Annotated in this window: 17 protein-coding genes; 5 read left to right on the top strand and 12 right to left on the bottom strand. The window is 64.2% G+C overall.

The features are described from left to right. Positions 1–104: 104 nt before the first annotated feature. The 3 genes from A3736_RS01335 to A3736_RS01325 are packed head-to-tail and all read right to left on the bottom strand — an operon-like array spanning position 105 to position 3,079. Positions 105–1,052, bottom strand: a complete 948-nt coding sequence (locus A3736_RS01335; protein WP_067678249.1) for an MlaD family protein — start codon at positions 1,050–1,052, stop codon at positions 105–107. Between the two features lie 3 nt (positions 1,053–1,055). Then, positions 1,056–1,982 carry an ABC transporter ATP-binding protein gene (locus A3736_RS01330; RefSeq protein ID WP_067678278.1) on the bottom strand — a complete coding sequence of 309 codons (927 nt, stop codon included), beginning with the start codon at positions 1,980–1,982 and terminating at the stop codon, positions 1,056–1,058. After that, entirely contained in the window at positions 1,982–3,079 is a 1,098-nt protein-coding gene (locus A3736_RS01325) for an ABC transporter permease (protein ID WP_067678246.1), read from the bottom strand. The genes A3736_RS01330 and A3736_RS01325 overlap by 1 nt, the downstream gene beginning before the upstream one ends. A 224-nt stretch (positions 3,080–3,303) precedes the next feature. Between A3736_RS01325 and A3736_RS01320 the strand changes: the two genes are divergently transcribed. Continuing rightward, positions 3,304–5,991: a valine--tRNA ligase gene (locus A3736_RS01320; protein WP_067678243.1), complete on the top strand. Its 2,688-nt coding sequence runs from the start codon at positions 3,304–3,306 to the stop codon at positions 5,989–5,991. A 48-nt stretch (positions 5,992–6,039) separates the two neighbouring features. Next, positions 6,040–6,774, top strand: a complete 735-nt coding sequence (locus tag A3736_RS01315; protein ID WP_067678240.1) for a 7-carboxy-7-deazaguanine synthase QueE — start codon at positions 6,040–6,042, stop codon at positions 6,772–6,774. Positions 6,775–7,006: 232 nt separating this feature from the next. Here A3736_RS01315 and A3736_RS01310 read toward each other — a convergent pair whose 3' ends face one another. The 7 genes from A3736_RS01310 to A3736_RS01280 form a co-directional block, all read right to left on the bottom strand. Continuing rightward, a complete protein-coding gene (locus A3736_RS01310; RefSeq protein WP_082851240.1) occupies positions 7,007–8,827 on the bottom strand; it encodes an ATP-binding protein in 1,821 nt (606 codons plus the stop codon). Positions 8,828–8,923: 96 nt separating this feature from the next. Then, complete coding sequence (locus A3736_RS01305) at positions 8,924–9,637, bottom strand: TIGR02186 family protein (protein WP_067678272.1); 714 nt, start codon at positions 9,635–9,637, stop codon at positions 8,924–8,926. A 35-nt stretch (positions 9,638–9,672) separates the two neighbouring features. Continuing rightward, positions 9,673–10,581: a sulfite exporter TauE/SafE family protein gene (locus tag A3736_RS01300; protein ID WP_067678237.1), complete on the bottom strand. Its 909-nt coding sequence runs from the start codon at positions 10,579–10,581 to the stop codon at positions 9,673–9,675. Between the two features lie 45 nt (positions 10,582–10,626). Further along, positions 10,627–11,745: a hypothetical protein gene (locus tag A3736_RS01295; protein ID WP_156501913.1), complete on the bottom strand. Its 1,119-nt coding sequence runs from the start codon at positions 11,743–11,745 to the stop codon at positions 10,627–10,629. A gap of 1 nt (position 11,746) precedes the next feature. Next, positions 11,747–13,147, bottom strand: coding sequence for a glycosyl transferase family protein (locus A3736_RS01290; protein ID WP_067678269.1), 1,401 nt, complete (start codon positions 13,145–13,147; stop codon positions 11,747–11,749). 217 nt (positions 13,148–13,364) lie between these two features. Beyond that, positions 13,365–13,802, bottom strand: coding sequence for a VOC family protein (locus A3736_RS01285; protein ID WP_067678218.1), 438 nt, complete (start codon positions 13,800–13,802; stop codon positions 13,365–13,367). A gap of 102 nt (positions 13,803–13,904) precedes the next feature. Beyond that, positions 13,905–14,672: a TorF family putative porin gene (locus A3736_RS01280; RefSeq protein ID WP_067678215.1), complete on the bottom strand. Its 768-nt coding sequence runs from the start codon at positions 14,670–14,672 to the stop codon at positions 13,905–13,907. 258 nt (positions 14,673–14,930) lie between these two features. On the opposite strand from A3736_RS01280, the gene A3736_RS01275 reads away from it, so the two are divergent. Both A3736_RS01275 and A3736_RS01270 read left to right on the top strand, forming a co-directional pair. Continuing rightward, positions 14,931–15,731, top strand: coding sequence for a metallophosphoesterase (locus tag A3736_RS01275; RefSeq protein ID WP_369815404.1), 801 nt, complete (start codon positions 14,931–14,933; stop codon positions 15,729–15,731). Positions 15,732–15,736: 5 nt separating this feature from the next. Then, complete coding sequence (locus tag A3736_RS01270) at positions 15,737–17,047, top strand: UDP-glucose/GDP-mannose dehydrogenase family protein (RefSeq protein ID WP_067678212.1); 1,311 nt, start codon at positions 15,737–15,739, stop codon at positions 17,045–17,047. Between the two features lie 34 nt (positions 17,048–17,081). On the opposite strand, the gene A3736_RS01265 is transcribed toward A3736_RS01270, so the two are convergent. Beyond that, positions 17,082–18,359, bottom strand: coding sequence for an amidohydrolase family protein (locus A3736_RS01265; RefSeq protein WP_233999146.1), 1,278 nt, complete (start codon positions 18,357–18,359; stop codon positions 17,082–17,084). Between the two features lie 137 nt (positions 18,360–18,496). On the opposite strand from A3736_RS01265, the gene A3736_RS01260 reads away from it, so the two are divergent. Beyond that, entirely contained in the window at positions 18,497–20,551 is a 2,055-nt protein-coding gene (locus tag A3736_RS01260; protein ID WP_067678209.1) for a S9 family peptidase, read from the top strand. A gap of 53 nt (positions 20,552–20,604) precedes the next feature. On the opposite strand, the gene A3736_RS01255 is transcribed toward A3736_RS01260, so the two are convergent. After that, positions 20,605–21,498 (bottom strand): MipA/OmpV family protein, encoded by an 894-nt coding sequence (locus A3736_RS01255; RefSeq protein WP_067678206.1) that lies wholly within the window; start codon positions 21,496–21,498, stop codon positions 20,605–20,607. Positions 21,499–21,537: the final 39 nt, after the last annotated feature.

Genomic DNA, 21,537 nt, shown 5'->3' with positions numbered 1-21,537 from the left:
GAGCTGGTCCGGCACGTCCGGTCCGAAGCTGAGGCACCCGCCCAGCAACAGCGCGGGGGCCAATCCGGCAAGAAGGCGAACGGAATTCATCGCGGGATATCCTCTCACGGCTCGTAATCGGGCAGAGGTTGGCTCGACAGCAAAGCGCCCGCGCCCTGTTCGTCGATCTTTTCGGTCACGTCGCGCAGCGCTTTGCTGGTGGCGCGCAGATCGCGCAGCGTCGCTTCGGCGGCGGGCAGCGTGCTTTCGGTCAGCTGGCGCGTGGCCGGACGCGCTTCCTCGAGCGTCTGTTCGAGCGCTTCGGCAGCACCGCTGGCGGATGTGAGCGTGGCACGCAATTGCGCTGCGATCGCTTCGCCTTCCTGGTTGATGATCCGGTCGGTGGAGCGCGTAACCGTCTCGAACTCGTTCAGCGCCTCGCCCGCTTCGCGCAGCGTGACCTGCAATTCGGTCATGGTGCGTTCGATCTGCGGCGTCGCGCTGGCGAGGTCCGCGCTCATGCGGTCGGTATTGCGCAGGATGCCCGCGATGGAAGCCTGGTTGTCGTCCGACAAGAGCATCGTCAGCCGCTCGGTCAGTGTCGCCAGGCGTTCCAGCAGCAGCGGCGCGTTGGCGAGAATCTCCCCGAACCCGCCAGCCTTGGGCGGGATCACCGGCACGCCTTCGGTGCAGGCGGTCGTCTCGCAAGTGATCGGCGGCTGGCCGCTGCGCGCGCCATCCAGCAGGATGGTCGACACGCCGGTGAAGCTCGACTGGATGGTCGCGGTCGTACCGACCAGGATCGGCGTATTGGGCTTCACCTCGATGCGCACGCGCACGAATTCGGGGTCTTTCTCCCACAAAACGATATCGCTCACCTGCCCCACCGGGACGCCGGTGAAGGAGACCTGCGATCCGGTGGCGAGGCCCGACACCGAAGTCTTGAAGAAGATATCGTATTCGTCCCTGTCGCCCTGGCCCAGTCGTGCGAGCCAGATGACGAAAGCCGCCAGCGCGGCCAGAAGGACGAGGGTGACGACACCCACCCAGACGTGATTGGCACGCGTTTCCATTGGTTAGGCCTTATCCTTTCCGGCAGGCGGATTGTCCAACGCTTTGATCGTCTGCGCGGCTATCGGCTCGTCCATATGCCTGCGCAATTCGTCGAGCGCCTGCGCAGTCAGCGCTGCGCGGCCGCGCGGGCCGTTGAAATATTCCTGGATCCATTCGTGATCCAGTTCCATCAGATTGGGAACCGTATCGACCGCGATGACCTTCTTGTCGGCCAGTACGGCAACCCGGTCGCAGATTTCATGCAGGCTGTCGAGATCGTGCGTGATCAGGAATACGGTGAGGCCGAGCGCTTTCTTCAGTTGAAGCGTCAGCTGGTCGAACGCCGCCGCTCCGATCGGGTCGAGACCTGCGGTCGGCTCGTCGAGGAACAGGAGTTCGGGATCGAGCGACAGTGCGCGCGCGAGGCCGGCGCGCTTCTTCATCCCGCCCGACAGTTCCGACGGGTATTTGTTGACCGCCTCTTCCGGCAGGCCCGACAGCAGCACCTTGTAGCGCGCGATATCGTGCATGAGCTCGGGCGAGAGGTCGGGGTAGAATTGCTTCAAGGGGACTTCGACATTCTCGCCCACGGTCAGCGTCGAAAACAGCGCCCCGCCCTGGAACAGCACGCCCCAACGATCGCGAATGCCCAGCGCCTCGTCCGGATCGGCATCGGTGATCGAGCGTCCGAAAACCTTGATCGATCCTTCGGTTGGCGGTTGCAACCCGATGATCGAGCGCATCAGCACCGATTTGCCGGTGCCGGAGCCGCCGACCACGCCCAGGATTTCGCCGCGCTTGACGTTGAGGTCGAGCCCGTCGTGAATGGTCTGATCGCCGAAGCGGTTGACCAGCCCCTCGACCTGGATCGGGTATTCGCCGCGAAACCGTTCGTGCCGACCCACGCGCTCGTTCTGGCTTTCGCCATTGTCGGTGCTCGCTTCGGCCATCACGCCCATCCAACTCGGGTGAAGAAAACGGCGAAGAAAGCGTCCAGCACGATCACTGCGAAAATCCCGGTCACCACCGCCATGGTGGTTCGCGATCCCACCTGCTCGGAATCCCCTTCCACCTGCATACCGTTATAGCAGCCCGCCAGGGCCACGATCAGCCCGAAGACCGGCGCTTTGATCATGCCAACATAGAGATCGTAGGGAGGAACGACTTCCTGAATGCGCTGGAGGAAATTCCAGAACGGGATACCCAGCATCAGGTCCGACACCACCGCCCCGCCGATGATCGCCATGACCGAGGCGTAGAAGCCCAGAAGCGGCATCATCAGGATGGCGGCGAGGATGCGCGGGATCACCAGCGCTTCCATCGGCGCGATGCCGATCGTGCGCATCGCGTCCACTTCCTCGGTCAGCTTCATCGTGCCCAATTGCGCCGCAAAAGCGGAGCCGGAACGGCCCGCGACCATGATCGCGGTCATCAACACGCCCAGTTCGCGCAAGGTGATCCGGCCGACAAGATTGACGGTCAGCGTCTCTGCGCCGAATTGCTGTAATTGCACCGCGCCCTGCTGCGCGATGACGATACCGATCAGGAAGCTCATCAGCCCGACGATCGGTAGCGCCTTGACGCCGACCAGTTCGAGCTGGCGCACCAGCGCCTTGCCACGGAACCGGCTCGGATGGCGGATGACACTGCCCGCGGCGAGAATCAGCGCACCGAGAAAGCCGATTACGCCGCGCGCACCGTGGCGGGCGTTGTAAACCTTTTGCGAGAAGCTGTGATAGACCCGCTGCCCCAGCGGTTCGCGCGGCGAGCTCACCTCGGTGTCGGTTTCGTGGCCGCAGACCGCGTCCATCAGGCGCTGCGCACGCTCGCTCGCGCCGACGATTTCGGCTTCGTGTTCCTTGGCGAGGTCGCAGGCGATCCAGGCACCGACAGTATCGATTTCCGACACATCCGAAAGGTCGATTTTCGAGACCGGGCCTTCGACGGCGTAGATCCCGTGCTCGATATCGGAGACGGAGGATACGAGATAGGGTCCGGAGAGGGCCAGGACACCATCGTTGATCGCGAATTCGGCCGTGCGCTCCATATTCCCGCGCCTATGCGGGCTTTCGCGCGGTTTGCCAAGGGTTTCGGCGTGTGTGCGCCAAGTCGGTACGCCAGCGGACGCCGCCGCGTACCGGACTGTCCGGGCCTCTGGTGGCCTTGTTTCGCCAGTCGCGCGGGGCGCTGGCGTCCTTGTGTTGCCAGTCGCGCAGGGCGCTGGCGTCCTTGTGTTGCCAGTCGCGCGGGGCGCTGGCAAAGGCTCCGCCCATGAGCACCGATCTTTCGAAAACCTTCGACCCCGCCGAAATCGAGGCGCGCTGGTACGCGCACTGGGAGGAAAACGGGCTTTTCCGCCCCGAACGCCCCGACGCCGAAGCCTACACTATCGTCAATCCGCCGCCCAATGTGACGGGATCGCTCCATATCGGCCATGCGCTCGACAACACCTTGCAGGACATCGCGATCCGTTACGAGCGGCTGCGCGGCAAGGATGCTTTGTGGGTGGTGGGTACAGACCATGCCGGGATCGCGACCCAGATGGTGGTCGAGCGTCAGCTGGAAGCAGCGGGCGACAAGCGCACGAATTATGCGCGCGAGGATTTCGTCGCCAAGGTGTGGGAGTGGAAAGAGGAATCGGGCGGCACCATCACGCGCCAGCTGCGCCGCCTCGGCTGTTCGATGGATTGGAGCCGCGAACAGTTCACCATGGACGATCATTTCAGCCGCGCCGTGATGCGCACTTTCGTGCAGCTGTACAAGGATGGGCTGATCTATCGCGACAAGCGGCTGGTAAACTGGGATCCCAAGCTCAAGACCGCGATCTCCGACCTCGAAGTGGAAACGCGCGAGGTCAAGGGCAGCTTCTGGCGCCTGCGCTATCCGCTGGAGGACGGCGTCACGCTGGCCGATGGGCGCGATTATATCGAGGTTGCGACCACACGGCCCGAAACGCTGCTCGCCGACATGGCAGTGGCGGTGCATCCGTCGGACGATCGCTATGCGAGCGTGGTCGGCAAGCATGTCGTCCTGCCGATTACGGGACGCCGTGTCCCCATCGTGGCGGACGAACATGCCGATCCCGAATTGGGATCGGGCGCGGTCAAGATCACGCCGGGCCACGATTTCAACGATTTCGAAGTGGGCAGGCGCGCAGGGATCGCGGCGGGCGACATGCTGAACATGTTCGATGCGGACGCGCATGTCTGCCAGACTTCGGACGGGCTGGTGCCCGGCGACCTCGTCGGCCTCGAACGCTTCGCCGCGCGCGACGAGGTGGTGGCGCGGATGAAGAAACTCGGCCTGCTCATCCCGCACGTCACCGAAAAAGATGGCGAGCGCACCGAACACGATGCCGAGCCGCGCACCATTCAGCAGCCCTTCGGCGATCGCGGCGGCGTGCCGATCGAACCCTGGCTGACCGACCAGTGGTATGTCGATGCCGAGACCCTGGCGAAGGATCCGATCGAAGCGGTGAAGTCCGGCGCGGTCGAGATCGTGCCGAAAAGCTGGGAGAAGACCTTCTTCAACTGGATGGAGAACATCCAGCCGTGGTGCGTCAGCCGCCAGCTGTGGTGGGGACACCGCATTCCCGCCTGGTACGATGGCGACGGAAACGTCTTCGTCGCCGAGACGGAGGAAGAAGCCCAGGCGCAGGCGGGCAGAGGTGTGGCGCTGACCCGCGACGAGGACGTGCTCGACACCTGGTTCAGCTCCGCCCTGTGGCCCTTCGCTACGCTCGGCTGGCCGGAAGAGACCGAGCTCGCGACCAAGCATTACCCCAATTCGCTGCTCGTTTCGGGCTTCGACATCCTGTTCTTCTGGGATGCGCGGATGATGATGATGGGGCGCTATCTGACCGGCGAAAATCCGTGGCCGCGGCTCTATCTCCATGGGCTGGTGCGCGCGGCGGACGGTGCCAAGATGTCGAAATCGAAGGGCAACGTGGTCGACCCGCTCGGCCTGATCGACCGCTACGGCGCCGATGCGCTGCGCTTCTTCATGGCGGCGATGGAAAGCCAGGGCCGCGACATCAAGATGGATGACAAGCGGGTCGAAGGATACCGCAACTTCGCCACCAAACTGTGGAACGCCACGCGTTTCTGCCAGGCGAACGGCATCGGCGCGAGCGATACGATCGCCGCACCGACCGCCACATTGGCGGTCAACAAATGGATCGTCGGAGAAGTCGTCGAAACCCGCGACACGCTCGACAAGGCGCTGGCGGAGCTGCGCTTCGACGCGGCGGCGAACACGATCTACCACTTCGTGTGGGACCGGTTCTGCGACTGGTATCTGGAGCTGATCAAGGGCCAGATCGACGACGAGACTCGCGCGGTCGCCGGGTGGGCGCTCGACCAGATTCTGGTCATGCTGCACCCCTTCATGCCCTTCATCACGGAGGAACTGTGGTCGAAGCAGGGGGACCGCGCGGACTATCCCCTCATCACCGCCAAGTGGCCCGAGCCCGAGGCCGACGTGGACGGCGAAGCCAAGGCGGAAGTCGATTGGCTGATCGCGCTCACCAGCGCGGTGCGCACGGCCAAGAACGAGCTCGCCATCGCGCCGGGTGCCAAGCTCGAAGCCTACTGCCCCGCCCCGTCCGCACTCGCACGCAAGGTCGTGGAAGAAAACGCCGCCTCGATCGAGCGGCTCGCGCGTCTGACGCCGATCCGCTTCGCCGATGCACCCGCAGGCGCGGCGATGCAGGTCGGCGCGGGCGAGGATGCTTTCGTTATCCCGCTCGAAGGCGTGATCGATATCGACGCGGAGAAAGCCCGCCTCGCCAAAGCGCTCGAAGCTTCGCGCAAGGAAGCGAAATCCTTGGAAGGCCGGCTCGGCAATGCCAATTTCGTCGAGCGGGCCAAGCCCGAGGCGGTCGAGAAGGCGCGCGCCGACCTCGCCCACCACACCGGCGAGATCGAGCGGGTGGAGGCGGCGCTGGCCCGCCTGGGTTGAACAGCCCTTGCCGATGCCCGCCCTCCCCTTCTGCCACAGAGCCGCGCCATGACGCTGACGCTCGCCACCGACGATACCGGCGGGCCGGAAATTTTCGCCTCGGTCCAGGGCGAAGGGCCGAGCGCGGGCATGCCGGTGGTGTTCCTGCGCCTGTCGCGCTGCAACCTCGCCTGCGTATGGTGCGACACTGCCTATACCTGGCATTTCGACGGGGACGATCGCCCGCATCGCAATAGCCGGACATTCGATCGCAAGGCCAATCAGGTGACGCTGGACGAACGGGACGTTGCGGAGCGGATCGCCGCTTTGGGCCAGAAACGGCTCGTGATCACCGGGGGCGAACCGCTGCTGCAGGCTCCGGCGCTCGCCAAGCTGCTCGATCTGCTCCCCGATATCGGCGTGGAGATCGAAACCAACGGCACGACCAAAGCCCCGCCCCGCCTCGATGTCCGTATCGACCAGTTCAACGTCAGCCCCAAACTGTCGCATAGCGGCAATCCTGCGGAGCTGGCGCTGATTCAGGAACGGCTCGACGCATATGCCACCGATCCGCGCGCTTTCTTCAAATTCGTGGTCGCGAGCGAAGACGACGTGAGCGAAGCCGCCGCGCTCGTACGCCGCCACGCGATTCCGCCCGGGCGCGTATTCCTGATGCCCGAAGGCACCGACAGCGCCACCCTGCGGGCGCGCGAGGAATGGCTGGTGCCGCTATGCCTCGACCACGGCTTCCGCCTCAGCGACCGGCTTCATATCCACCTCTTCGGAGATACCAGGGGGACGTAGCTTGTTTTCCGCACGCCTCCGGCGCGCGATATCCTCGCGCCTGACGGCGCTGCGGGCGGGCGGTCGCCCTTGCGGTCGGCTGGTCGCCGACCGAGCTCCGCCACCAAGCCCTCAGACCGGGAATAGCCCGGTCCGCGACCAGCGGACCGCAAGCGCGACTGCGCGCCCCGCAGGTGCCCGACCGAAGGGAGGACTAGCACCGAGGATGGACCCGCGGAGGCGGGTTCGGCACTTAACTACTCGCCCGCCAGCGCGCCACGATCCGTTCCACCTGGTCTTCTTCCCCGCCTGCCTGATTCCATAGCTCGACGAAACTGGGATCGTCAGAGGCAGGACGCTTCGATTCTTCCAGTGTGTCGAAGCTGACCCTGATCGGAATCGCCACACCCTCGCCGCAGACGATGCATTCGCGATTGCGCAGCGCCGGTATCGAATCGAGGAATCCGCGCGCGCCTTCGGGCATGGCAGCCTTGACGAAAGCCTGATCGCGTTCGTTGTTGAGGCGCATCGAAATGATCGTGCCGCACTGCGACAGCACGCCTTCGGCCAGATCGCTCGGCCGCTGGGTGACGAGGCCCAGCGAAATTCCGTATTTGCGCCCTTCCTTGGCGATGCGGCTCAGGATCTTGCCGACCGACGAACCATCCGCGTTCTTTTCGTTCGGCACGTAACGGTGCGCTTCTTCGCATACGAGCAGGATGGGGCGAGTCTTCTCTTCGCGCCCCCAGATCGCGAAATCGAACACCAGGCGGCTCAGGACCGCGACGACCGTGGCGGTCACGTCGGACGGAACGCTCGAAACGTCGATGATCGAGATCGGCTTGCCGCCGCCGGGCATGCGGAAGAGCTTGCAGATGAAGTCCTTCATCGTATCCGCCACCAGCATGCCGGAGAACATGAACTGGTAGCGTGGATCGTTCTTGATCTCGTCCAGCTTGTTCCTGATCCGCATATAGGGTGCCGAATTGGTCGCCTTGTCGAGCTTGCCCATCGCGTCCTGCAACGCGGCGCCCAGATCTGAGAGCAGATAGGGGATCGGCGAATCGACCGTGATCTTGCTCAGCTGGCTTGCAAGGCGGCTTTTCTGTCGGGCGGCCAGAAGGCATTTGGCCAGGATGTCGGCATCGATCTGCCGCTCGTGACCCTCGCTGTTGAGGAACACTTCGCAATGTTCCTCGAAGTTCATGATCCAGTACGGCATCTGGAGATTGGAGACGTCGAAGATATTGCCCGCCTCGCGAAACGCCGCAGAATATTCGCCGTGCGGGTCGATCATCACGATATGGCCGTCGGGCGCGGCCTGGCAGATGCGATGGAGGATCAGCGCGGCACTGGTCGATTTGCCCGTCCCCGTGGAGCCGAGAAGCGCGAAATGCTTGCCCAGCAGGGCATCGATATAGAGGCCCGCGCGGATATCCTTCGTGGGATAGACTGTGCCGATCTGGACCGAACTGCGCCCGTCGCTGGCATAGACCTGCCTTAGATCCTGCGTCGTGGCAGGATAGATCATGGCACCGGGAACCGGATAGCGCGTGACGCCCCGCCGGAACCCGTGAAGCTTGCCCGTGAGCTTCTCCTCCTTGCCTTCGCCAAGGAAGTCGATGTTGGCAACGATGGAACCTTCGGCACGCCGATCCTGGCGCTGATCGCGCACGCTTGCCAAAAGCCAGCTATCGCCGACGCGGATCTTGATCTGGCTACCGACCTGTCCGGTCATAGCGATGGAGGGGTCGGGATCGTCCGCGCAATCGGTGAGCCGCTGAATATCGATCGCGATCTGCGATCCGGCGCCAGCTACTTCGAGCACCACGCCGATGGGAAGCGCGGCGTTTTCGCCGGGAGCGGGCGTATCCGGCTTTTCGGACGTTTCCGAGGGAGGTTCGGGCTTTGAATGCGGCGTTTCCACCTTCGGGCGCGGCGGCTGCTTTTCCGCATCGATTTGGCGCAGTCGGTCGCGCAGGGCCGCTGGACGGGCGGGCTGGGCCTGGTCTTCGAAATCGCGCTCCGTGGCCGGGTCGAACACCCGAAAATTCCCGCCTCCCACATCCGTCATACGAAAACCCTTTGCGCGCCCTCTTGGTCTAGGGTCCGCTATGGATCGGGAGCGGTTAAGAACGGGTCAATATCCACAACCGCGCTGTGTCAAGCGTCAGATAAGCGCGAAAAAACGCCCCGCTGCCCAGCCCATCCCGATCGACAGGATAACCGCGACGAGCCCATATACGAGGCCGTGGCGATTGGCCGAGTTTTCGACGAAGCGTTCGAAACCGACCTTGCGTACGGCGACCTCCGCCGTCGCCGAAGCGAGCACGCGCCCGCGCGAAATCGCGAAGGTTTCCGCCGTGTAGATGCCGGTAGTCACATTGGACGGCAGCTCGATCCGCGCCTGATACAGCACCTCCTCGCTGATCGTAACGCCGCCGACCTGTTCCTTGTAAAGGCCCTGTCGCGTTTTGAGATCGACCAGCCCGGCGGCGAAGCGCGCCTGTTCCTCGGTGTCGATGACCCCGCTGGGCGAAAGCTGGATATAGGACGTCCCGAATTCGTAGATCGCGGCGGTCTTCTCGTCCACGATCTGCTCGATCGGGCGCGAGGACGCGACGGCGAAGAAGCTGGGGGCGGAACGGAAATCGGTGTCTTCGGCATTCAGCCAGACACCGGCAATCCGCTCCTTCTCGCGGACCCGGATAGGCTCGGACGGGCCCTTCAGGACCACGACGATATCGTACAGCCCGCCGGTGCGCTGGGCGATCGGATCGATGATCGCGCCGAAAAGAAGCAATTCGGTGCCGGTAAAGCCCTGGCGAACCTGCACCTCGTGCTGCGACACTTCCGGCACGAGTACCGGATCGCGCTGGCCCATCGTCAGGACCGCGAAAAACAGGAGCAGCCAGGCTCTCACAGGCTGTCGACCGTGTAGATTTCGTCCGGCTGGACGAACAGGCCGAAGAACATCCGCACGGCGATCACGAGCACGATCACCGCCAGCACGATGCGCAGTTTTTCAGGCGCAAAGCGCGCCGCCACCTGCGTGCCCATCTGCGCGCCCGTCACCGATCCGATCAGAAGCAGGCCGACCAGCACGATATCGACCGCCTTGGTCGTCAGCGAATGCATCATCGTCGTCACCACGGTCACGAACAGGATGTTGTAGAGGCTGGTGCCGACCACGACATTGGCGCTCATTCCCAGGATGTAGAGCATCGCCGGGACCAGGATGAAGCCGCCGCCCACGCCCATCAGCATGGTCAGCGTGCCGACAATAACGCCCAGCAAAAGCGGGGCGAGCGGCGAGATGTAGAGGCCCGAGCGATAGAAGCGCCAGCGTCCGGGCAGCGAGGCGACCAGCGGATGGTGGCGGCGACGGCGCGGTGCGGCGGCATTCGGATCGCCGCGCAACGCCTGCCACGCCTCGCGCGCCATCAGCGTCCCGATTGAACCTAATAGAACGACGTAGAGCGCGTTGATGACCACGTCGATCTGACCGATCGAACGGAAGAAACGGAACAGGAGCGATCCGATCCCCGCCCCAATCCCTCCGCCTGCGACCATGACCGCGCCCATGCGGTAATCGACGCCGTTGCGCTTGGAATGCGCCAGCACGCCCGACACGCTGGCCCCGGTGACCTGAGTCGAAGCGGACGCGGCTGCCACGGTGGGCGGCACCCCGTAGAATATCAGCAGCGGTGTCGTCAGAAACCCGCCGCCCACGCCGAACAGGCCCGAAAGTATGCCCGTGATCCCGCCCAGCAGCACGATCCAGAGCCCGTTGACGGACAGGTTCGCGATGGGGAGGTAGACGTCCATCCTCCGGCTCTATCGCAGGGGAGGCGGGCTTTGAAGTACGCCGTTTCAAAATCCGGTCGAAAGCGTCACCGCCGCGCCCGATCCCGGCTGCGCATCGCCCGCGATCCGAAACCGGTAGTCTGCGGACAGCCAGACAGGCGATCGGCCAAGGCGTAACGCTACGCTGGCGCTCGGGCCGATATCGAGCCGCCCCGCGCCGCGCTGGACGCCGCCCCAGGCCCCCGCCCCGATGGAGATCTCTCCCAGATCGAACCGCGCGACCGCGCGTTCGCCGACGATCTGGGCATCGGCGAAGGCCGTGGCCGATTGCCCGCCGACATATCCCGCCTGCGCATAGCCGCGCGCCGTCAGCCCGGTTTCGCGGTCGTCGCTGTAAAATCCGGTGGTCGCGAAGACGGCGGGGCGCACCAGCGTCTCTCGCTGCGAGGCCTCGCCCTGACGGGTCACGCGCGCTTCGGCGTGGAAACGCAGAGGCAGACTCGCCACAGGCTGCGCGCTGACGCCGAGCGCGACATCCTGTTGCGTGGGCACCTGAAGAGCGGCGACGAGCCGCCCGTACAGTTCGGGCCGGGCCGCCTCTTCAGGCGCGAGCGCGTAACGCAGCACAGCTCCTGCCTGGCTGGCTCCGTAAGTCGCAAGCGCGGGAGCGACTAGCGCAGAGGGGGAATTGCCCGCTCGGTTGAAGATCCATACATCACCGCTAATTCTATTCCGAGAGGCCGGACGATAGGCCGCTTCATCGTAAAAGATGGGAAGAGTTCGGAAATCCGTTCCCGCGACGAGAAGCGACTCTCGCATCGCCCGCGATGGTTCGGCGATCGGGATCGGCCAGAAACCTCGCGGTCCAGGATCACCGGACGGGGCTTGGTCCACCAACCTGGTGCGGGCAATTTCGCCGAAAGTGAAGGATGGCTCGATGCGCTCGGCTCGTATGAACCGCGCACGCGAAGGTCTGGCTGGTATCGCGATTTCGGGCGCCTCGCTGCCGTGCGCGAAGACCTGAAGCGGGGTAATCGGTCCGGCGAGAGGCTCGACCGATGGGCTAGGGAGTGGCGGAACGGCTTCGAACAGCGGTGTCCAGAACGCCGTGCGTAGGACGGTATAACCCGCGAGCAGCGAGACGATCGCCACCAGCGGTTGGCCCCGCTGCTTCGCCGTCGTCATATCAGCTGCCTTCGCGCCTGTCGGGACCAGGCCCTGCGGAAACATCAAACGCGGGTTCATGGAAGGCAGGATGATCGCGATGCTCGGTCTTTTCCCACACCACGGGAGCCCCGCGCAGAGTGCGGAGATAGGCGAAGAGGGCCCGCCGCCCGGCAAGAATGGCAATGAAGTTCGAGACCGGAATGCGGATGACGGCCAGCATGGCCTCGCGCCAGCCGAATTCCCGCCCCGTGAAAGCGGCGCGGACAACGGCTCGCCAGACAAGAGCGGCGAAGTTCGCGATCAGAAGCATTCGGAGCACCGGACCGGGCGCGACCGGTCCGATCCTGCCCAGCGACCGCACTGCCCAGCTTACCGCGATCGACAAGAGCAGGGCATATGCCAGGAACAGGAGCAGGGCGGCCAGGGGCCCGCGCCGGTCGCGAAGATCGAACCAGCGCCGGGCGAAACCTCTGCCCCAACCCATCCGGTCCCAGCCCAGCAAGGCGATCCCGTTTATCCACCGCGTCTTCTGCCGCACCGATTCTCCGATCCTCCCGGGAAAATAGGCTCGCGTTGCGATCAGGCGCCCTTCTATAGTCCGCATGCGCAGAAATCGCGTCCGCAGGCCCATCGCCGCGATATCGAGCCCGAATTCGTAATCCTCGGTCAGCGAATCGGCCGCGAAAGGCCCCGTTTCCCCCCGCATTCGCGCGACCGCACGAATTGCGTCGCGTCGCACGGCGCATCCGACGCCTGCGCCCGGTACGCCCGCCCCAAGACCATCGCGCACGGCCATGGTCTTGCCATGGGCCTCGCAGAATTCATCCGCATAATGACCGGCCACGAAAGGCGATCCGGGCTTGGGCAAGGCCAGCACCGGCAATTGGACGAAAGCCGCATGGTCGAGCGCGAGGTCGAACAGCTTGAGCGCCAGGGGATCGACCATATCCTCGGCATCGTGGAGTACGACCATGCGGACCGTTCGCCCCGTAGCCGTCTCCTCGTCTTCAAGCGCTTTGTAGAGACAGTTCAGACAATCCGCCTTGGATGTCGGCCCCGGCGCGGGATTGACGACAACGCGCACGCGGCAATCCTGCGCGGCGAGCGAGCGCGCGGCAGCCAGGGTTTCGGCATCGTTGACGTAACAGCCGATATGGATCGTAAGCTCGGGATCGGACCAGACCGTGAGCGCATGGGCAACGGTGGCACCGATAACCCGCGATTCTTGCCAGCAGGGAATGAAGACTGCCACCCGCCCGCCGAGCGGATTGGTGGAAAGCTCTGCCGCATCGATGCGTCCGGTACCTATTCTGCGCGTAATGCGCAGCCACAGATAGGCAATATCGACGGCAAATTCGTCAAGCGTTCCGATCAGAAAGAAGATACCGGCGAACAGCAGCATCTCGTGCTGGAGCAGCATGAACCATTCGCCGCCTTGAAAGGCGTCTGTCAAAGTAATTGCATGCCCCCAACACGCCCCCCCGTTCTTGCCGCCCAATTCTAATACGCAATCTGCGTAGCGGCAATACTAGAAAGTCGCAGGGGAAAATGCGAGCGGTTGTCGGCGGCGATCGCTATCGATCGATCTGCCGCCGATTAAATCAGGGCCTCGCCCCCCCCCGATGGCACGAACGCCCCTACCAGGTGCCGGTGTTTTCCATGCTCGCCCAGGGCTCCCGCGGCGGTAGATGGCCTTCCTGCAACAATTCCACCGAGATCCCGTCGGGCGTGCGCACGAAGGCCATATGGCCGTCACGCGGCGGACGGGCGATCGTGTGCCCGGCATCCATCAGGCGCTGGCAGGTCGCGTAGATATCGTCGACGCGATAGGCGAGATGCCCGAAATTGCGGCCACCGGTGTAGTCTTCCGGCGCGCTGCCGTCTTCGGCGGGCCAGTTATATGTCAGTTCGACCTCGGCCACGCCCTCCTGCCCTTCGGCGGCGAGGAAGATCAGCGTGAAACGGCCCTGTTCGTTGTCGAACCGGCGCATTTCCTTCACGCCGATTAGGTCGAAAAAGGCAATGGTCGCATCCGGATCGCTGACCCGGATCATGGTGTGGAGATATTTCGTCATACTCGGTCCCTTCGTCTAGGCCTGCCAGATGGGACCCATGACGGGACGGCGAAAGGGGCGGCCCGTAAGGACCGCCCGACTTTCTTCGATACGCGAACTATCTCAGAAGCTTGCGCTGAGCGTGACTACGAAAGCGTCGTCGACGAAATCGTAAGCGCCCGGCGCAATGTCGCCTTCCGCACCGACATAGGCCGCGCTGAGCGTGAGCGGACCGTAGATATTGGCCTCCGCCCCGATCGACCAGTCGAACGCATCGCCATCATCCGTGAAGGTGAGGAAGCCGTCGGTGTAGCCGAGATGCCCCGTCAGAGTGACCGGCGTATTCGGAATGCCGACGCCGACATCGCTGTAGACGTAGAGATTGTCCGTTCCGCCGAGCGAATCCTGTTCCGGCGCATAGGCGACGCCGACCGTGGTTTCGGCGGGTCCGAGGGTGAAACCCAACGACGAATAGAATTCGACGTAATCGAAGTCTCCCGGCCCCGCGTCGGGATAGAGATAGCCGATAACCCCGACATCGAGTGCCACACCTTCGCCGACATCACCGCTCCAGCCGCCATAGACGTCGAGCTCGATATCGCCGAAGCCGACCGTATCGTTATCCAGCGTGGAGGCCCAGGTGCCGACGTAGAAGCCCGATTCGTGGCCCAGGTCGAGGCCGCCCTGAACGGCCACGTCGCCGCCCGACAGATCGACACCGCGGAAGCGGTATTCGCTGGTCAGCGCGACATTGGCGGAAAAGGTAATAGGACCTTCGGTTTCCGCTTCGACTTCGTCGGCGGGATTGACGGTCTGAGCAGCCACCGAGGCTGCGAAGGCGAGGCTCGCCAAACCAAAAAGCGCGGTCGGGCCGCGAAAGGACGTGCGCATGACAGACTCCTGTATGTGTCGCTTCGTCCCACCTGCAATCCGCCGGGCCCCTTGTTTTCGAGCGGGGTCCTCGTCCGGATCGGAAAGCTTGTTTCATCAAATTGGGGTCAGGCGCAAGTTTCGATCCACAGCTTTTCGCACTTGCAACAAATTGCGTGGCAAATCTGCAACTAACCGATGGGGCAGAGGGGCGCGATGGCGGTTGCCGTGCCACGCGCCCTCCCCTATGTGCCTTGCGCCGGGCTCCAGGGTCGCCACATGCCAGCCATGATAAAAGCTCTCAGCAAGATTTTCCGCTCAGACAAGGCTGTCAAGCCGCTCCCCTCCGTGCCCGAGGGCGAGCGTTATTACGTGATCGGCGATATCCACGGTCGCTGCGACCTGTTCGAAGCGCTGGTGCAGGCGATCGAGCACGATGAAAAGGACTGCGAGGGCACCAGCACCATCATCCTCCTCGGCGACCTCGTCGATCGCGGGCCCGACAGCGCGGGCGTGATCGCCATCGCGCGCGCGCTCGAAAACCAGCGCCCGATGCGGTTCCTCGCGGGCAATCACGAGGAAATGTTTCTCGAAAGCTTCGAGGATCGCAAGGTTTTGCGCCATTTCGTCAAGCATGGCGGGCGCGAGACGATCATGAGCTACGGCCTCACGCGCAAACAGTACGACGCGCTGGAACTCGCCGAATTGCAGGACGAGATGCGGCGTCTGGTCCCGCAGGAGCACCGCGATTTCCTCGCAGGCTTCGAGGACATGGTCGTGATTGGCGATTTCGTCTTCGTCCATGCGGGCATCGATCCCGCGCGCCCGATCGAGGACCAGTCCGGCAAGGATCTGCGCTGGATACGCGAGCGCTTCCTCAACAATGTCGGCCCGCTCAGCCATGTGGTGGTGCACGGCCACACAATTTTCGAAGACGTGCAGGACAAGGGGCACCGCATCGGGATCGATACGGGCGCCTTCCGCACCGGCATCTTGACCGCGCTCGTCCTTGAGGGCACCCAGCGTCGCTATATCCAGGCCGTCGAGCGTGACGGTACGATAACCATCCAGGACGGGTAGACGACATGAAAATAGCAATGGTCGGTTCGGGTTATGTCGGGCTGGTATCGGGGGCCTGCTTTGCCGATTTCGGCCACGAGGTCGTCTGCATCGACAAGGACCAGTCGAAGATCGACCGCCTCCATGACGGGATCATGCCGATCTACGAGCCCGGGCTCGATCAATTGGTGGCGAAAAATGTCGAGGCCGGACGGCTCGCCTTCACCACCGATCTGGCCGAGGGGATCGGGGGCGCTTCCGCGATCTTCATCGCGGTCGGCACGCCGAGCCGCCGGGGCGATGGACATGCCGACCTCTCCTTCGTCTATGCCGTCGCCGAAGAGATCGGGGCGAACCTGTCGAACGATGCGGTGATCGTCACCAAGTCGACCGTTCCGGTCGGCACGGGCGACGAAGTCGAACGCATTCTCAGGGATAGCGGCGTACAGCACCGCTTCGCCGTCGTCTCGAATCCGGAATTCCTGCGCGAAGGCGCGGCGATCGGTGATTTCAAGCGGCCGGACCGGATCGTGATCGGGGCCGAGGACGATTTCGGGCGCGACGTGATGCGCGAGGTCTATCGCCCGCTCTTCCTCAACGAATCGCCGATTCTTTTCACCGGCCGCCGCACCAGCGAACTGATCAAATACGCCGCCAACGCCTATCTCGCGACCAAGATCACCTTCATCAACGAGATGGCGGATCTGTGCGAAAAGGTGGGCGCGAACGTTCAGGACGTGTCTCGCGGGATCGGGATGGACAACCGGATCGGGTCCAAATTCCTCCATGCCGGACCGGGCTATGGCGGATCGTGCTTCCCCAAGGATACGCTGGCCCTGCTCAAGACGGCGGAAGATTACGACAGCCCGACGCGGATCGTGGAGGCGGTGGTCAAGGTCAACGACACTCGCAAGCGCGCCATGGGCCGCAAGGTTCTGGACGCCATCGGCGGGCATGACGGGGCGCGCGGCAAGAAGGTCGCGCTCTTGGGTCTGACCTTCAAGCCCAACACCGACGACATGCGCGATTCGCCCGCCATTGCGGTGGCGCAGACGCTAACCGATGCGGGCGTGGACGTGGCGGCTTACGATCCGGAAGGCATGGAGCTGGCCAAGCCCCTGATGCCCGACGTCACCATGTGCGCCGATCCCTACGAAGCGATCGAGAATGCGGACGCGGTCGCCATCGTTACCGAGTGGGACGCCTTTCGCGCGCTCGACCTCGACCGGGTCAAATCGCTCGCCAAGGCGGCGGTCATGGTGGATTTGCGCAATATCTACCGCCCCGACGACATGCGCGAGCGCGGCTTCGCCTACACCAGCATCGGGCGGGAATAACCCAACCTGAGAGGGCGAAGGCGGCGGGCCGCGATCAGTCGATCACGCGCCCGCGCACCATCACCCAGTCGACGTCTTCCAGCACGGTCACGTCGGCCAGCGGATCGCCGTCCACCGCGATGATGTCCGCCGAATAGCCGGGCGCCAGCCGCCCGATCTCGTTTTCCATTTCCAGCACGCGCGCCGCCATGGTCGTTGCGCTCGCCAGCGCTTCGCGGTCGGTCATGCCCTGCGCGCGCATCAGCGCGAATTCGCCCGCATTGCGGCCATGTTCGAATACGCCCGCATCGGTTCCGAAGGCGATCGGCACGCCCCAATTGCGCGCCTTGCCCATGAAGGTCTGCGCCACATCGGCGACTTCGCGGATCTTGTTTTCGACCACCGGGGTGTAGATCCCCTGCCCCAGCCGCTCGGTCACGCCCTTGAACGCCATCAGCGTCGGGATCAGCACCGTGCCGTTCTTCACCATCTCGCGCGCCGCCGCCTCGTCGAGATAGGTGCCGTGCTCGATCGTATCGATACCCGCCCGGCTCGCCGCCTCGATCCCGCGCGCGCCATGCGCATGCGCCATCACCTTGAGCCCGAGGGAATGCGCGGTGTCGGCGATGCTCTTCATCTCGCTATCGGTGAAATGCGCTTCCAGCCCGCGGCCCTGCTGGCTGAGGACGCCGCCGGTCGCGGTGATCTTGATCGTATCCGCTCCATTCTGGCTGGCGCGGCGCACCTCCGCCGCGCATTCGACCGCGCCGGTGCAGCTGTAACCGCTCGACAGGATCTCGTTGATTTCGGGCAGGAAGCCGGTGACGTCGCCATGCCCGCCGATAATGGCGAGCGGCGGCCCGGCGGCGACGATGCGCGGGCCCGCGATCAGCCCTTCTTCCGTCCCGCGCCGCAGAGCGAAGGCCGTCTGTTGCGCGCTGCCCGCTTCGCGCACGGTTGTGAATCCGGCCAGCGCGGTCAGGCGCGCGTTCTTGGCGCCGACCACCACGCCCCATTCGGCGGGCTCGACCGCTTCCTTCCAGAAATCGCCGCCCGGATCGCCCGTCAGGTGGACATGCAGATCGATAAGGCCGGGCAGCACCGTCTTGCCCGGCAATTGCACCAGCGTCGCGCCATCGGGGGCTGCCTGCCACCCGTCTGCGATCGAGACGATGCGCCCGTCCGTAACCGTGATCGTCGACTGACCGAGCGGCGGCGCATCGGGCGCGACGATTACCCGCTCGGCCTGGATCACGGTGGTATCCGCCAGCGCCGGGGCCGCGATCATGGCGAGTGCGGTGGCGGACATAAAACGGGCGATGGATCTGGTCATGCGGTCTCTCCCTTTTCCATAGCTTGTGACGCGATGACCGGTGCCGGGCAAGCGCCGGTTTGCCATCGGGAGTGGCATCGGTATGAAGGGCGGCAATGATTTCAACGGAAACCGGAACAAAGAGGATCGCCATACCGATGAACCGCAAGCTTGTTTTCGCCAGCCTGTTCGCCAGCGCATCGCTGATCGCCGGGGCAGCCAACGCCCGCCCGATGACTCCCGAAGACGTCGCCAAGCTGGAAAGCGTGGGTACCATCGCGGTCTCGCCCGACGGGCGCCGCATCGCCTACACCACCGCCAGCCTGCCCGACGTGACGTCCGGCGAAGCGAATGGGACGACGCAGCAGCAATTGAAGCTCGCAACCGGACCGGACATGGCGCGCACCTTCCTGCCCGACGATGTCAGCGTGGGCGGCGTCGAATTTTCGCCCGATGGCCGGATGATCAGCTTCCTGTGGACCAAGGATGGGGAAAAGCGCGCGGTCTGGGGCATTCCGGTCGATGGCGGGGCGCAGCGCAAGCTGGCCGAGGTGGATGGCGTCGGCGTGTCGAGCTACGCCTGGTCGCCCGATGGCTCGATGATCCACATGCTGACCGCTGCCGCCGAGGATACCGAGCGAACGTCGCAGAACGAGGCCGGATTCAACGCCATCGTCTATGAGGAAGAGGCGCGGCTCAACCGCCTGTTCTCGGCCCGCGTCGGCGAAGAGATCGACGAGAACCCGCGCGCCGTCACCATCCCCGGCTATGTCAGCGCGTTCCACGTCGCGCCCGATGGCCGCATGGCCGTGGTCGAAAGCGCGCCGACCCCGCAAATCGACGATGCCTATACCTCGAAGCGCGCGCATATCATCGACCTTGCGACCGGCGAGATCACGCGCGTGGTCGAAACGCCGGGCAAGCTCGGCGATATCGAGATTTCTCCCGACGGCCGCCAGCTTTCGATGATCGCGGGCGTGGACGTGAACGATCCTGCGGACACGACTCTGCATCTGGTCGACGTTTCGACCGGCCAGTACCGCGCGCTCAATGCCGGCATGCCCGAAGCGGCGGTGGATGCCGAATGGCTGGCCGACGGACGCCTTGCCGCCGTGATCCACAAGGGCGCGCAATCCGCGCTGCGTCTCTACAACAACGATGGCAGCCTTGCGGGCGAATATCCCGGCGGCGAGCTGATCCTGACCGCTGTCGAGGCAAATGGCGGAACCATCGCGGTGGAAGCCAACGCCCCGCGCCACCCGACCGAATTGTTCACCTGGAACGATGGCGGCTTCACCCGCTGGACCACGCACAATCCCTGGCTGTCCGAAATCGATTTCGGCAATCAGCGCACGGTGACCTACACCGCGCGCGACGGTCAGGCGGTCGAAGGCGTTCTGATCGAACCCGTCGGCGGGGCGCCGCGCGGTGGCGCGCCGCTGATCCTCAACGTCCATGGCGGGCCGGAAGCGCATGAGAGCAATGGCTGGCAGACCGCCTACAGCAAGCCGGGCCAGGTTGCCGCGGGCGAAGGCTATGCCGTGTTCCTGCCTAACTATCGCGGATCGACCGGTTACGGCACGGCGTTCTCGAAGCAGCATCAGGGCCGGTACACCGATCCCGAATTCACCGATCTGGTCGATGCCAAGCGCGCGCTGGTCGTCGAAGGAATCGCCGATCCGGACCGCGTCGGCGTAACCGGCGGCTCCTATGGCGGCTATGCCACCGGCTGGTCCGCCACCGCGCTCAGCGACGAGTTCGTGGCGGGCGTCATGTTCGTCGGCATCTCGAACCAGATCAGCAAGTTCGGCACCACCGACATTCCGTACGAAATGTACAACGCCCACAGCCTCGCCTGGCCGTGGGACGATTGGCAGAAGATGCTGGAAGTCAGCCCGATCTATCACGTCGACAAGGCGAACACGCCGCTTCTGATCATGCATGGTGCGGAAGACCCGCGCGTGGCGCCGAGCCAGAGCTACGAGCTCTATCGTTCGATCAAGGTCAGGAAGCCCGACGTGCCGGTGCGCCTGGTGCTGTATCCGGGCGAAGGCCACGGCAATTCGCGCGCCGCGGCCCGCTACGATTACAATCTGCGGATGATGGACTGGTTCGACACCTATCTGAAGACCGGCGATCGCGACGCGGAAATGCCCGGCCCCCGGCCCGCCCTGGCCGAAGGGACGGTCGGCACCGGATCGGGCGAAGACTGATACGAAAAGGGCGGCCCCGGGGCCGCCCTTTTTTATTGCCGGATGATCGGAGACTAGAAGGTGTAACCGATCCCGATCGCCGCGAACCACTGATCGGCATCGCCGCGGATCGACGTGAAGGGGGTGTCCTCCGCATCGCCCAGCAGGTGCGAATAGCCGCCGATCCCGATCAGCGACACGCCCCCATCGGCGAGATTGCCGCCGAGATCGTAAGCCACGAGCAGATTGGTGCCGACCTTTTCGAACCCGCCTTCGGCCTGGAAACCGGGCAGTTGCGCGCCCACCGGGAGGTTGGGATTGCCGGGCGCGACCGAATAGTAATAATCGGCGTAATCGTCGTCGATATAGGTCGCGCTGGCGGACAGCGAGACCGCGATAGCCTGGCTGAGCGGGGTGAAATACGCAACGCTCGGCGAAATCTTCATCCCGTCATGCGCGCCCGCGACATCCCACAGCGCATCGACGTTGAAGCTCAGGCTGTCATAGGGATTGAGCACGGCGGGAAAGGACAGCCCAACGGTCGGCCCCACTTCGATCGCAGTGTCGAGCTCGCCATAGGCGGCAACGACGTCGTCCTCGATATCGTCGATATCGCTGCGATCGGTGTTGATGCTTCCGGCGATGCCGAGCGAAAAGTTCGGCCCGCCGTCCATCTCCGCGTTTAGGAAGTTCAGCGCGACGCCGCTGGGGCGCGGATCGATGTCGATCCCGCGATAGGATCCCTGCACGACGGGAAACACGAAGGTGACGTAATCGTCCGACCCCGAATAGCTGGCGGCATAGCCCACGCCGACGCCGACGCTGAGATAGTCGCCGTCGAAGACCGTTTCTTCCGGTCCTTCTGCAGTGACGCCGGGCTCGCCCTGGTCCTGTGCGCTGGCCGGAGCAGCCAGAGTGGAGGCGATGGCGAAGGCCGCCACGCCGGTGAAGAATTTCGTAACTGTCATGATCGATCCCTCGGTCTGTCTTGTGCGCGTAACGGATTG

This window comes from Erythrobacter sp. HI0063 (assembly GCF_001635685.1).
In the GTDB taxonomy this organism is placed as follows: domain Bacteria; phylum Pseudomonadota; class Alphaproteobacteria; order Sphingomonadales; family Sphingomonadaceae; genus Qipengyuania.
Note: the sequence above shows the minus strand (reverse complement) of the source record. Positions and strands in the feature narration are given on the sequence as shown.